Source organism: Leifsonia sp. McL0618 (genome assembly GCF_049994905.1).
GTDB lineage: Bacteria > Actinomycetota > Actinomycetes > Actinomycetales > Microbacteriaceae > Diaminobutyricibacter.
The window spans coordinates 4,210,974-4,224,326 of the sequence record NZ_CP188258.1 but is presented as its reverse complement, the minus strand read 5'-3'; the positions used below and the strand labels follow the sequence as shown (position 1 = coordinate 4,224,326).

Here is a 13,353-nt window from a genome sequence, read left to right as displayed (position 1 = left end):
TGTTCCCCGTATTCGTGTTACCTGGATCACTTCTCGTCGACGTGATCCACTTCATCGTGAATGTTCGTCGGCCCGGGGCGTCCCGCCGCCGGAAAGGTATTCACAGAGTTATCCACCGCTGTGTGTCCTATACCGTAGCGATCTCCGGCCCCTTATAGGTATGGCTGGGGATAACTTTGTCCCCAAGGTAACCGCCGCAGGTGTGACGATCAAATTTGACAAGGCCAAAAAGCTCGGCGCGTCTTGTCCTACTTTCCGTCGAATTCTGTGGATAATCAATGATTCGGCTCGATTGGTTTGACCTCGTACGGTCTAGGCCGTAGTTTTAATCAGTTGACTTCAGCCGCAGACGTGGCTGCCCAAAAACTTCTTCGGCCTCCCGTGCTGGCCACATGATCGGCACAGGCCTGCACAGAAGAGACCTCCGGAGACAGATATGAGCAAGAGAACGTTCCAGCCGAACAACCGCAAGCGTGCGAAGACCCACGGCTTCCGCCTGCGTATGCGCACGCGCGCCGGTCGCGCCATCCTGGCTGCCCGCCGCACCAAGGGCCGCACCAAGCTCTCCGCCTAGACTGCCCGTTGCTCGCTAAAGCCAATCGCATCACGCGGGGGGCGGACTACAAGGCGACAGTCCGGCGCGGTACACGATTCACCGCCCCGAACACCGTCACGTACATCCGCACCGATCCTGACTCCGCAGTGGTGCGATTCGGTTTTATCGTGGGCAAGAACGTCGGCACCGCTGTTCGGCGCAACCTGGTGAGGCGCCGGCTCAAAGCAGCCTCATACGAATTGCTCCATGATCTCCAGCCCGGTGCCGATGTCGTGATCAGGGCATTGCCAGCCTCCGCCAATGCGGAGTGGGCTACCCTGCATGAAGAGATATCCCGCGCCGTCAGTAAAGGCAACCTCCGTCGATGAACACCGCCATCACCGCTGTGCTCCTCCTTCCGCGGAACGTCGCCGTGCTCGTGCTGCGGGCCTATCGCGCAGTGATCTCCCCGCTTTACGGTGACGTGTGCCGGTACTACCCGTCGTGCTCGGCCTATGCGCTGGGCGCCATCCAGGAACACGGCGTCGTGGTCGGCTCGGCACTCGGAATTCGCAGGATCGCCCGCTGCCACCCCTGGGCGGAAGGCGGGATCGACGACGTTCCGCTCAAGAAGAAGCGTCGGTACAACGTGACTCCATTCGGATTCGTCGTAGCCAGCAGCCACGGAAAGGCTTAGCACCACATGGACATCGGAGCCATCTTCGGAACAATTCTGTGGCCCATCAAATGGGTCGTGGAACTCATTCTCGTGGCGTTCCATCAGCTGTTCACGGTCATGGGCATGGACCCGGCTGCGGGCATCACCTGGGTTCTCTCCATCGTCGGCCTCACCGTGGTCGTGCGGGCGGCGCTCATCCCGGTCTTCGTCCGCCAGATCAAGAACCAGCGGCGGATGCTCGAAGTCGCACCGCAACTGAAGAAGATCCAGGACAAGTACAAGGGCAAGAAAGACCAGTTCTCGCGCGAGGCCATGTCCCGCGAGACCATGGACCTCTACAAGAAGACGGGCACCAACCCGCTCAGCTCGTGCCTCCCCCTCCTGTTGCAGATGCCGGTGTTCTTCAGCCTCTTCCAGGTGCTCAACGGAGCCCAGAGCGGCAAGGCCGGCGTCGGCCCGCTGAACGAGACCCTGGCGGTCCAGTTCGGAAACGCAGAGCTGTTCGGCATCGCTCCCCTGCACCAGAGCTTCTCCGGCGCACTGAACGCTCACCCGCCGCAGGTGGCGGTCATGGTGATCGCGGCGATCATGGTCGTGCTGATGACCTCGTCACAGTTCATCACCCAGCTGCAGATCGTCTCGAAGAACATGTCCCCCGAGACCAAGGCGAGCCCGCAGTTCAAGCAGCAGCGCATCCTGCTCTACCTGCTCCCCTTCGTGTTCCTGTTCTCCGGCTTCGCGTTCCCGCTCGGTGTGATGTTCTACTGGCTGACCTCGAACATCTGGACGATGGTGCAGCAGTTCGTGGTCATCCGCAATATGCCTACGCCTGGCAGTGAGGCGGCGAAGGCCCGCGAGGCACGCCTCGCCAAGAAGGGCAAGCTGGTCAACGACGAAGGCGTCGTGGTCCTGTCGATCGATGAACAGCCCCAGAAGCCGGTGACGACGCAGCGCGTCCAGCCGGTCAGTAAGACCCGCGCCAAGAAGCAAACCGGCGGAAAGAAGTAGGAAGAATCAGATGACCGACGTACAGCAGACCGAGCCCGAACTGGATGCCGACGCCGCGACGGCCGAAGACGCCGAATCGGCGACCGTGGAAGAGACGGCCGAGGGCGAGCACGCCGAGGGCGAGACCAGCGCGCCGACGTCAGCCGAGCTCGACGCGGAGGGCGATATCGCCGCCGACTACATCGAAGAGCTTCTCGACATCTGCGACATCGATGGCGACATCGACATCGACGCACGCAATGGTCGCGCCTACGTTTCCGTGAATGCCGAAGAAGACGCGAACCTTCGCCTGCTGTCCAAGCCGGATACCGTGAATGCTCTTCAGGAGCTCGCTCGCCTTGCCGTCCAGAACAAGACCGGATCGTTCTCGCGTCTGATCCTGGACATCGGCGGATCGCGCGAAGCCCGTCAGGCCGAACTGGCGATCCTCGTCGATCGGGCCATCGCTCGCATCGAGGAGGGCGCTGCCCAGGCGGAACTTCCCCCGATGTCGTCCTACGAGCGCAAGCTCGTCCACGACATCGTCTCCGACCGCGGCTTCGTCTCGAACTCGCACGGTGAAGGCCGCGACCGGCACACTGTGATCACCGCGTCATAGTTTCACGTGAAACATTGACGTCGACCTTCGAGATCGAACCGCCCGAAGCAGCTCTGCTCTTCGGACCGAACGTGGATGCGGCGCGCCAGTTCACGAAGAACCTCGCCGAGCAGGGTGAGGAGCGAGGTCTCATCGGCCCGCTCGAACTCCCCCGGCTCTGGACGCGTCACATCCTGAACTGCGCGATCGTTGCGCCCCTCCTTCAGGTCGGACGAGTGGGCGATGTGGGAAGCGGCGCCGGTCTGCCCGGTATCGTTCTTGCGATTGCGCGGCCAGACGTGTCCTTCGTTCTCATCGAGCCGATGGAACGCCGGATCGCCTGGCTCAACGAGCAGGTTGCAGAACTCGGACTGACGAATGTCGATGTCGTGCGCGCTCGCGCAGAAGAGGCCAAGCTGTCGTCCCCACTGGACCAGGTGACTGCGCGGGCCGTGTCTGCATTCCGCAAGCTCATTCCCCTGACTGCGCCGCTCGTGCGTCCGGGCGGCGAACTTGTGCTGATGAAGGGCACTGGTGCGACCGCTGAGATCGACGCCGCCGCCAAAGAGATAAAGCGTTACCGACTCAGCAATGTCGAAGTGATTACTCTCGGCGAGGGCGTGCTGAACGAGGTCACACGAGTCATCCGAGCTACAGTTGATTGACCGGCCGGGTCCTCCCCAGGACCGGCCATTCGCAGAAGGAAGTCCCCCGGCTCGATCCCGGAGGATCCACGGACACGGTGTTTCCCACCGAGAACAGAGCGACAAGGTTTCACGTGAAACATCCTGAACAAGACAGCCAGGTCGATGTGACCTCCACCGTCTTCGATGGATCGACCCCACTCGCTCACGAGATCGCCGAGCTCACCCGTCGCCGGAACGCGATCGCGACCCAGACACTCCCCCTGCCCTCGCGTACCCGCATCTTCACGATCTCCAATCAGAAGGGCGGGGTGGGCAAGACGACGACGGTCGTCAACCTGTCTGCCGCGCTTGCGAAGTCCGGTGCCCGCGTGCTCGTGATCGACCTCGATCCGCAGGGGAACGCATCCACCGCCCTGAGCGTGGAGCACCGCGAGGGGACGCCCAGCGTCTACGACGTGGTCGTCAACGACCGCAATATGGAAGAAGTCATCCAGAAGAGCCCGGAATTCGACGGACTCTTCGTTGTGCCGGCAACGATCGACCTCGCCGGCGCCGAAATCGAACTCGTCTCGATGGTTGCACGCGAACAGCGCCTTTCGCGAGCGCTCGGGGAGTTCCTCGACGAGTACGACTTCGACTATGTGCTCATCGACTGCCCGCCGTCTCTCGGGCTGCTGACAATCAATGCCTTTGTCGCGGCAACCGAAGTCCTGATCCCGATCCAGTGCGAGTACTACGCGCTCGAAGGGCTGAGTCAGCTGCTCAAGAACATCCAGCTGATCGAGAAGCACCTGAATCCGAAGCTGCGGGTGTCGACGATCCTGCTCACGATGTACGACTCGCGCACGAACCTCGCCCACCAGGTCGCCGAGGACGTGCGGACGCACTTCCCCAAAGAAGTGCTGGACACGATCATCCCCCGCTCGGTGCGCATCTCGGAGGCACCCAGCTACGGGCAGAGCGTGATCAGCTACGACACCAACTCGTCCGGATCGCTTTCGTACCTCGAAGCGGCCGCCGAGATCGCACGAAGAGGAGTACCCCGCTAATGGCTGCGAAACGCACAGGACTCGGCCGTGGAATCGGCGCGCTCATCCCGACGTCGGACTCGGCTGCCCGCCCGGTCGACATCTTCTTCCCGAACCAGGGCAGCATGGGGTCGACCGCGACGGCCACCGTCGAACTGGTTGCCGTGCCCGGTGCGCGACTCGCGAACCTCTCCCCCGCCGACATCGTTCCGAACGCAGCGCAGCCGCGAACGGAGTTCGATCGCGAGGCACTCGACGAACTCGTCGCCAGCATCCGTGAAGTCGGGGTGCTGCAGCCGATCGTCGTGCGACCGATCGTCGGCCAGTCGGACAAGTACGAGCTGATCATGGGTGAGCGCCGACTGCGCGCCACCAAGGAGCTCGGCCTCGACACCATTCCTGCGGTGGTCAAGGAGACGGCCGACGAGGACATGCTCCGCGACGCGCTCCTGGAGAACCTGCACCGGTCGAACCTGAACCCGCTCGAAGAGGCGTCGGCCTATCAGCAACTCCTCGCCGACTTCGGGATCACCCAGGAAGAGCTCGCAGGCCGGATCGGCCGGTCGCGCCCGCAGATCACGAACACCCTGCGACTACTCAAGCTTCCGGCGGCCGTGCAGACCCGGGTCGCCGCCGGCGTCCTGACCGCCGGTCACGCCCGTGCCATCCTGTCGACGGGCGACCCGGATGCGATGCAGCGCCTCGCGGACAAGATCGTCAACGAAGACCTGTCGGTTCGCGCCGCTGAGGCCGCAGCGAGTGCGACGCCGAAGCCGGTGCGGCCCAAGGCCAACCCCGGTCGTCGCCAGGGACACCTCGACGAGATCGCCGAGCGCCTCGGTGACCGCCTCAATACGCGGGTCAAGGTCTCGCTCGGTGCGAGAAAAGGCCAGATCGTGGTGGATTTCGCAACGATTCAGGATCTGAACCGCATCCTGGCGGAGCTCGGGGAGCCGAGCTTCAGCTGAGCCGGCCAGCGGTGTGCGGCGAGGGTGTCAGGTGCGGTCGAGAGTGCTGCGCGTAATGGGCACGCTCGGCGTTTCGGGGATGGCCAGCGTTCTGGGGACGCCCGGCGTTCCGGGGACGGCCCGAGTCAGACCGTGACGGTGTCGCGGATGGCGGCGACGGCCAGCCCCGCGTAGACGTCGCCGAGGCTCATGCCCGCGGCCTCGATGGCCTGGGGTGCGATCGACGTCTCCGTCAGGCCGGGCAGCACGTTCGCCTCGAGGAACCACGGCTCGCCGTCGGCATCCACGATGAGGTCGATGCGCGAAAGATGGCGTAGACCGAGTGCTGTGTGGGCCAGTTCCGCGGCGCGTGCCACCCTCGCTGCTACCTCATCGCTCACCCGCGCAGGCACATAGAACCGGGTCTCCCCCGCGTTGTACCGCGCGTCGAAGGTGTACGCGCCTGCGACCGGGACGATCTCGACGGCGGGCAGCGCGACCGGGCCGTCGCCGAGATCGATCACCGTGACAGACACTTCCGAACCGACGGCCCTCTGCTCGATGAGGGCGACATCTGAATAGGTGTAGGCGTCGACCATCGCGCGCGGCAGGTCGGCAGCGTCGTCGACGATGGTCACACCCTGTGCGGAGCCGCCCTGGGCAGGCTTCACCACGAGGGACGAGCCGAGTCCGGCGATCACGGTGTCGAGCACACTGTTGGCACCGAGTTCGCGGAAGGTCTCCTTCGGCAAGGTCACCGAAGCGGGGGTCGAGACCCCGGCGCGCTCGACGATGGTCTTCGCCGTCGGCTTCGACCAGGCCATCCGCGCAGCGTCGGTGCGGGATCCCACGAACGGGATGCCCGTGAGTTCGAGGAGGGCGCGAAGGGCGCCGTCTTCGCCGCTCGCTCCGTGGAGTGCCGGCCAGACCACATCCGGTCGGTTGGCTGAGAGATAGGCGAGCAGTGATCCGTCGGGCTCGAGCGCGGTGACGCGGTGACCGAGCGCAGTCAGCCGGTCGGTCACGCGGCGCCCCGAGCGAAGGGAGATGTCGCGCTCGTGCGAGATCCCACCGGCCAGTACGATGATGTCAAGGGCGGAAAAATCAGCCATGATCAGGCCTTTCTCGGGGGTGTACTAGCGCAGGTCGGTCGGGATGTTTGCACTGGAACCGGCTTTTTGCACGGCGCTCAGCGAGCCGGTCCCGGCAAAGGTGTCGAGCAGGTCCATCTCACCGTTGATGACAGCGGCGAGGCGGCGGATGCCGACGCGGATGCGCTCGGGGGTCGGATAGCAGAACGACAGCCGTATGTTCTGGCGACCGTTCCCATCCGCGTAGAAAGCGGTACCGGGCGTGTATGCGACGAGCTCGGTGACCGCTCGGGGCAGCATCGCCTTCGAATCGAGGTAGGACGGGAGCGTGAGCCAGACGTAGAAGCCGCCGTTGGGGTTGGTCCAGCTCAGTTCGGGCAGGTACTCCTCCAGCGCGGAGATCATCGTCTCTTTGCGTTCCCGGTAGACGCCGCGGAAGGTGTCGATCTGGGCCTTCCAGTCCGCATCGCGAAGGTATTCGGAGACGACCAGCTGGGTGAACGAGCTGGGGCTGAGGACCGCGGCCTCGTTTGCGAGGATCAGCTTTTCGCGGATGGCGTGCGGTGCGAGTGCCCAGCCGACCCGGAAACCGGGCGCGAGCGTCTTCGAGAACGTGCCCAGGTAGACGACCCCTTCGCGTTCGACCGACCGCATCGCTGCCGGCGGCTTCTCGCCGAAGTAGAGGAGTCCGTAGGGGTTGTCCTCGAGCACCAGGATGTCGTTCGCGCGAGCGATCTCGAGGATCTCGAGCCGGCGCTCCCAGGTCAGCGTGACGCCGGCCGGGTTGTGGAAGGTGGGGACGGTGTAGAGGAATTTTATCGTGCGACCAGCACTTTTGAGCCGGGCGATGTGCTCGCGGAGAGCTTCGGGAATCAGGCCGTGCTCATCCATCGGGATCTGGTCGACCTCCGCCTGGTACGAGCGGAAGATGACGAGCGCGGTGACATAGCTCGGGCCTTCGGCGAGCACCACGTCACCCGGGTCGAGAAAGAGTTTGCTGAAGAGCTCGAGCGCGTGCTGCGAACCTGTGGTGACGACGACATCGTCAGCGCTCCCGCTGATGCCCTCGAGGGCCATGACGTCGAGGATCTGCTCCCTCAGGGCCGGCACTCCCTGACCGGAACCGTACTGCAGCGCAACGTCGCCCTGCTCGCGCATGACGCGGTCCATGGCGCCGACCACCAGGTCTTGCGGAAGGGCGGAGACGAATGGCATGCCGCCGGCCAGGGAGACAACCTCGGGGCGCGAGGCCACGGCGAACAGGGCACGTACTTCGCTGGCGGCGAGACCGGTCGTCCTTTGTGCATAGTGGCCGTACCACCGGTCGAGATTGTTGCCCTGCGAAGTCGGGCTGCCCTGATCTGTCACTTGTCATCCGTTCTGAACGCTGTTGCCAATGCTATTTGCGGGACCCCGGTTGCGGAGAATCGGGGAGTGTTTCACGTGGAACATGGGTACAAAAAAAGACCCGCCCGGCGTGAGCCGGACGGGTCAGGTAACTCTCGTCGGCTATGACAAATAGGCGGCGAGGTCGGCTTCGAGGGCGGGCTTCGGCTTGGCGCCGATGACGGTCTTGACGACTTCGCCACCCTGGTAGACCTTCATCGCGGGGATGGAGGTGATCTGGTACTTCGCAGCGGTCTGCGGGTTCTCGTCGACGTTCAGCTTGACGACCTCGATCTTGTCGGCGTGCTCGACAGCGATCTGGTCGAGGATCGGACCGACGGCGCGACACGGGCCGCACCATTCAGCCCAGAAGTCCACGAGGATCGTCTTCTCGCTGTTCAGGACGTCGTCCTGGAAGGATGCGTCCGTAACGGAACGTGCTGCAGACATTATGTGATTTCTCCTTTATGCGGTTGTGGTGAGTTCGAGATCGCCGGCCTGGGCCAGCAGGTCTTCGGGAAGGCTCGCGAGGTAGTGTTCGGCGTCGAGCGCCGCAACGGTACCCGAAGCGGCGGCCGTGACAGCCTGCCGGTAGCTCGGGTCGATCACGTCACCGGCTGCGAACACACCAGCGAGCGCTGTCTTGGAACTCCGGCCGGCGACGGCGATCGTGCCGTCCGAAGTGAGGTCGAGTTGACCGTGCACGAGGTGAACGCGCGGGTCGTTGCCGATCGCGACGAACAGCCCCTGCAGCTCGAGCGGACGCTCTGCACCGGTGACGGTGTCGCGCAGTGTCACCCCGGTCACCGTCTCGGTGCCCTGGATGCCGACGACCTCGGAGTTCCACACGAACTCGATCTTGTCGTTCGCGAACGCGCGGTCCTGCATGATCTTGGAGGCACGGAGCGTGTCCTTGCGGTGGATCACATAGACCTTGTCGGCGAAGCGGGTGAGGAACGTGGCCTCTTCCATCGCCGAGTCCCCGCCGCCGACGACGGCGATGACGCGCTCACGGAAGAAGAAGCCGTCGCACGTTGCACACCACGAGACGCCGTGCCCGGCGAGACGCTCCTCGTCTTCGAGCCCGAGCTTGCGGTAGGCAGAACCCGTGGCGAAGATCACCGCGAGAGCCTGGTGCACCGCCCCGGACCCGAGCGTCACGGACTTCACGTCACCGGAGAGATCCACGCTCACGACGTCGTCGAGAACGACCTCGGTACCGAATCGCTCAGCCTGGGCCTGCATCTTCATCATGAGGTCGGGGCCCTGGATCCCGTCAGGGAAGCCGGGGAAATTCTCCACCTCGGTGGTGTTCATCAGCTCACCGCCGGCCTCGACGGACGAAGCGATCAGCAGCGGCTTGAGGTTGGCGCGCGCCGCATAGACGGCTGCCGTGTATCCGGCGGGACCGGAACCGATGATGATGATCTGCCGCACTCGAGAGCTCCTTGCACTATCAATGGCGGGCCGACAAGACTCGCTGACCCATATAACACATCCTAGGTGGATGCTATTCCGCGTCGTCTGTGTGTTCGGAGCGTCTGCTCAGACGGTTGGTCAACGGCGCCAGGCCCGTCTTCAGATCGGTCGAACGCAACAGCACGAGCGCTCCCACGTACACAGCGAGCATGACCACTCCGGCCGCGGCGATGGACACGACTGCTGCGAAGAATCCTGAGACCGGGAACGCCCCCGCCGAGACGCCGCCGAGCAGGAGCAGGACGCCCGCGCCTGCGAGCATCGAGACGGCGGCAGCGACCAGGAACCGCCAGAGTCCGCTCGCGATGCGCCGGCCATCCACTCCCCCGATGCGTCGCCTCAGCAAGGCGACCGCGATGATGGCCTGGATGCCGCCCGCCACCGAGACCACGAGAGCGATCGCCGCGGCGCGGAATTCCGGCGCCACCATGAAGCAGAGCAGTACGCCCACGACGATGATGGCGACCTGCGCGAGGGTGAAGAAGAACGGCGTGCGCGTGTCGCCGAGCGAATAGAACGCACGCTGCGACATGAAGACGAGCGAGAACGGCACGAGCCCGACCAGGTAGCCGATCAGGATGAAACCGAGCTGCGTGTAGTCCGGCGTGAAGATGCGCGACAGCGGGAACGCGACCACGATCAGTGCCGCGGCACAGAAGGTGATCAGGAGCAGGATCGAGCGGGCGGCACTCGAGAAGTCGGTGCGGAACGACGGGATGTCGTCTCCGTGCGCATGCTCGGCCATCCGCGTATAGAAAGCAGTCACGATCGAGACGGCGATGATGCCGTGCGGGAGCATGAAGATCAGCCAGGCGTTGTTCATCAGGAGCGGCCCGGCGAAGCCGACCCCGGCCGAGTTGGCGACGTTGGTCTCGATCAGCCCGGCGGCCTGGGTGGCCAGCAGCATGGCGAAGGTCCAGCCGGCGGCCTTGCCGGCGTGTCCGAGGTTGACCCCGCGCCAGCGGAAGTCGAAGCGGAACCGCAGGTCGATCCGTCTCCAGAAGAAGAACAGGATGAGCGCCTGAACCGCGACGCCGAGCGTCGCCCCGCCGGCGAGGATGGCCACCATCGTGGGCGTCCAGACGGGCGACCGGTGCCCGTAGGGGTCGGAGCCGAACGCGACGATGAAGACGATCAGCATCGCGATCGCGACCACATTGTTCACGACCGGGGCCCAGGTGAACGGGCCGAACGACTTGCGCGCGTTGAGTACCTCTCCGAGCAGTGTGTAAAGCCCGAGGAAGAAGATCTGCGGCAGTGACCAGTAAGCGAATGCGGTCGCAAGCTCGGCGTGCGAACCGCGGAGGCCGAACAGCTGCATGAGGAACGGCGACAGCAGGGTTGCGACGAGCGCGACGGCGGCGAAGATCAGGATTCCGAGCGTGACCAGCTTATTTATGTAAGCCTTGCCCCCGTCGGCGTGCACTGACGCGCGGACGATCTGCGGTACGAGTACGGCATTGAGGATGCCCTGGGCGATGATCGCGTAGATGCTGTTCGGAACGATCGTCGACGTGGCGTACGCGTTCGCGGCGAAGCTCAGGCCACCGATCGCCTGGAGCAGGAGCCATGCCTTGGCGAAGCCCAGGACGCGTGAGACGAGCGTGCCAGACGCGAGCATCGCGCTGGAGCGGCCGATGCTAGACACTCGGCTCCCTCGTTTCGCCGGCAACCGCGCTGCTATCCGCCGCAGTGCCTTCCGTGGCGTCGTGGTCGTCCGTGCCGTCGCCACCCGTGCCGTCGCCACCCGTGCCGTCACCGTCTGCGCCGTCACCCGCGCCGTCACCCGCGGCGTTCTCCCGGCGTCGCCGGAGGATGTTGCGCACGATGCCGAAACCGAACAGGAGGACCAGAAGAATGCCGACGATCAGGGCGCCGATGCCCTCCCAGTCTGCGTGGACATCCACGGTGACCGCCGTCGGCGTGCCGATCTTGACGCCTGTGGGGCTCAGTAACTGCAAGGTCAGGATGACCTGGCCGTTGCCCAGCTTCGCCTTCACCGGCACGAGCACGGTCGCGCGTGAATCCGGCTGGATGCGCTTGGTCGCGTCTTCGTCGATCTCGAGCCTGCTGTTCGAGGGCGAAGCACTGAGCACGATGGTCACGGCTTCATTGGGAAGGCCATTGCTGACCGTGAACGGGATCGATCCCTGCGCGCTCACCAGGTTCACGTTTTCCGTCGGCAGGATCTTCACCGAGTTCAGGATCCTGGACGACGACTGGAGATTCTTCGAGACCGCGCTCGGCCAGTCGTTGCGCGGCGCGGTCCATGAGACCGCGAGAAGGGTGAGCAACTGGGCGCGATTCTGCCCGGTCATCGTGGTCGGATCGTCCAGGATCGTCGCGAAATCGTCGATCCGCGTCTCGGCGTCGAGAAGACCCTTGATGCCGGTGATGCGCGCCTCGGTCTCCGACTTGCTCTTCAGCGTCAGCCCGGGGGTCGGTGTGCTCGACAGGATCTGGGGGAACGTGACCGAATTGGTCCACGGTGAGGTGAGGATGGCACGGAGGGTGCGCTCCAGCTGGGTGCCGCTCGACGGCCAGGAGCGACCAAGCGTCAGGACCAGGTCGCGCTTTCCACCGCCGTCTTCGCTGACCAGTCCGAGCTGCGCGTTGACCTGCGACATCGCAGCGTTCCAGCTCGTGTCGTCAGTGGCCGTCGCGGCTTTGCGGAGAGCGACAGAGATGCCCGAATCGGCGGCGAGTGCCTTCCCACCGCTGATGGGGAGGACGGCGCTCGGAGTCGTGGCGAGATCGGCTGCGTTCGTATTGTCGCCGGAGAGGATCGTCGTCGTGAATCCGTTGCCGACGAGCGATGACAGGTCGGCCGTTCGTACGGAATTCTCCGCAGGCCACGCGACGCCGTGAAGCGAGTACGGCCACGCGGTCAGCTCGGCGATGGTGGGGAGCACCGGACCGGGCGCTGTCGTCGGCGTCGGGGTGGGGGTCGGGATCGCGGTGCCCGGGGCCGGACTCTCGGTGGGCTCGCCGACCGATGTGGGGGTGGTCTGGAAGTTCGCCGGATTCATCGCGTAAGCGAGCGACGTCGGTGCAAGGGGCGCCGTCAGCCCGCTCTGGAACTGGCCGGCGAGATCCGCGTCACCGTAGCCGAGGGAGAAGACGTCGTTGGGAAGCTCCGACAGCGAGACCAGCCAGTCCGTCGCACTCGCGGGTGCGGAGGTTCCCAGGACCCTGATCGAGGCGAGGATCATCGGGTCGATGCCGATCGCGACCGACGGGTGGCCGATCAGCCCGTCGAGCTGCCGGGTGAGCACCCCGTTCGGAGCGGTATATGCCGCAAGGTCTGCAACGGGAATCAGCCCGGCGCTCGTCGCGGGTGCAGTGATCGGCATCACGACCGAAACGTTCGACCGGGTGACCTCCGCCCCGGAATTCCATACGATCGTGGAACGGTCACCGGCCTTCGTGCCGGACCCGATCGCGACCGTCGCACCGATGCCGAAGACCCCCTGCGACGATCGGGCGGAAATCGGGACGGATGCTGCGGGCACGGTCACCCTCACGACCGACGTCGTGCCCGGTTCGAGCGCGGCGACCGGCGCGCGACCGATCGTCTGCGCGCCCTGCACCTCGTCGGACGAACCCAGCCAGGTTGCGAGGCTCTTGCGGGTGTCGATCGGCGTCTTGTCGATCCACAGGTGGACGGTTCCGGCGACGAAGGAACTCGAGGCACCGTTGGTGACCGAGACCTGTACGGTGAGGTCCTGTCCGGGAGCGAGGATGCCGCCGTTCTCGGGCGCGACGGTCACGGTCAGCTGGCTGACGGCATCCGTCGCCGCCTTCACGGCGTGGGCCGTCGCAGACTGCCGTGCAGAGGCCGCAGGCGGGTCGATGGAGACGGATGCTGCGACCGCGGCAACGCCCAGAACGGCTGCGGTGGCGAGCACAGCAAGCCAGCGCAGGCCCGTGCGACGGGGTCGGCCGGTCGAATTCATGCGTCGACGCACGACTCCAG

The 13,353-nt window shown here is 64.9% G+C and carries 14 protein-coding genes; 8 read left to right on the top strand and 6 right to left on the bottom strand.

Translation table 11 applies throughout. The features are described from left to right. The first annotated feature begins 436 nt into the window (after window positions 1–436). The 8 genes from rpmH (at window position 437) to ACPPVQ_RS20295 (ending at window position 5,442) form a co-directional block, all read left to right on the top strand. Entirely contained in the window at window positions 437–574 is a 138-nt protein-coding gene (gene rpmH, locus ACPPVQ_RS20330) for a 50S ribosomal protein L34 (RefSeq protein ID WP_163288492.1), read from the top strand. Between the two features lie 8 nt (window positions 575–582). Beyond that, window positions 583–924: a ribonuclease P protein component gene (rnpA, locus tag ACPPVQ_RS20325; protein ID WP_426517332.1), complete on the top strand. Its 342-nt coding sequence runs from the start codon at window positions 583–585 to the stop codon at window positions 922–924. Beyond that, complete coding sequence (gene yidD / locus ACPPVQ_RS20320) at window positions 921–1,232, top strand: membrane protein insertion efficiency factor YidD (RefSeq protein ID WP_426517330.1); 312 nt, start codon at window positions 921–923, stop codon at window positions 1,230–1,232. The genes rnpA and yidD overlap by 4 nt, the downstream gene beginning before the upstream one ends. 6 nt (window positions 1,233–1,238) lie before the next feature. Beyond that, a complete protein-coding gene (gene yidC, locus ACPPVQ_RS20315; RefSeq protein ID WP_426517328.1) occupies window positions 1,239–2,222 on the top strand; it encodes a membrane protein insertase YidC in 984 nt (327 codons plus the stop codon). A gap of 10 nt (window positions 2,223–2,232) precedes the next feature. Then, the gene (locus ACPPVQ_RS20310; RefSeq protein WP_426517326.1) at window positions 2,233–2,820 is read left to right on the top strand and encodes a protein jag; all 588 of its coding nucleotides are present in this window, start codon (window positions 2,233–2,235) and stop codon (window positions 2,818–2,820) included. Window positions 2,821–2,834: 14 nt separating this feature from the next. Beyond that, entirely contained in the window at window positions 2,835–3,464 is a 630-nt protein-coding gene (gene rsmG, locus ACPPVQ_RS20305; RefSeq protein ID WP_426517324.1) for a 16S rRNA (guanine(527)-N(7))-methyltransferase RsmG, read from the top strand. A gap of 113 nt (window positions 3,465–3,577) precedes the next feature. After that, window positions 3,578–4,495 (top strand): ParA family protein, encoded by a 918-nt coding sequence (locus ACPPVQ_RS20300; RefSeq protein ID WP_426517322.1) that lies wholly within the window; start codon window positions 3,578–3,580, stop codon window positions 4,493–4,495. Next, complete coding sequence (locus ACPPVQ_RS20295; protein WP_426517320.1) at window positions 4,495–5,442, top strand: ParB/RepB/Spo0J family partition protein; 948 nt, start codon at window positions 4,495–4,497, stop codon at window positions 5,440–5,442. Before ACPPVQ_RS20300 ends, ACPPVQ_RS20295 begins: the two co-directional genes overlap by 1 nt. Window positions 5,443–5,567: 125 nt before the next feature. Here the strand turns inward: ACPPVQ_RS20295 and ACPPVQ_RS20290 are convergent, their stop codons facing one another. From ACPPVQ_RS20290 to ACPPVQ_RS20265, 6 genes are all read right to left on the bottom strand, one after another. Continuing rightward, window positions 5,568–6,533: a D-alanine--D-alanine ligase family protein gene (locus ACPPVQ_RS20290; protein WP_426517318.1), complete on the bottom strand. Its 966-nt coding sequence runs from the start codon at window positions 6,531–6,533 to the stop codon at window positions 5,568–5,570. 24 nt (window positions 6,534–6,557) lie between these two features. Then, window positions 6,558–7,880 carry a PLP-dependent aminotransferase family protein gene (locus ACPPVQ_RS20285; protein WP_426517316.1) on the bottom strand — a complete coding sequence of 441 codons (1,323 nt, stop codon included), beginning with the start codon at window positions 7,878–7,880 and terminating at the stop codon, window positions 6,558–6,560. A gap of 141 nt (window positions 7,881–8,021) precedes the next feature. Then, on the bottom strand, window positions 8,022–8,348 hold the full coding sequence (gene trxA / locus ACPPVQ_RS20280; protein ID WP_345762680.1) for a thioredoxin: 327 nt from the start codon (window positions 8,346–8,348) through the stop codon (window positions 8,022–8,024). Between the two features lie 15 nt (window positions 8,349–8,363). Beyond that, a complete protein-coding gene (gene trxB, locus ACPPVQ_RS20275; RefSeq protein ID WP_426517313.1) occupies window positions 8,364–9,335 on the bottom strand; it encodes a thioredoxin-disulfide reductase in 972 nt (323 codons plus the stop codon). A 73-nt stretch (window positions 9,336–9,408) separates the two neighbouring features. After that, window positions 9,409–11,025, bottom strand: a complete 1,617-nt coding sequence (gene murJ, locus ACPPVQ_RS20270; RefSeq protein ID WP_426517311.1) for a murein biosynthesis integral membrane protein MurJ — start codon at window positions 11,023–11,025, stop codon at window positions 9,409–9,411. Then, window positions 11,018–13,333, bottom strand: a complete 2,316-nt coding sequence (locus tag ACPPVQ_RS20265) for a DUF6049 family protein (RefSeq protein ID WP_426517309.1) — start codon at window positions 13,331–13,333, stop codon at window positions 11,018–11,020. The genes murJ and ACPPVQ_RS20265 overlap by 8 nt, the downstream gene beginning before the upstream one ends. Window positions 13,334–13,353 lie beyond the last annotated feature (20 nt).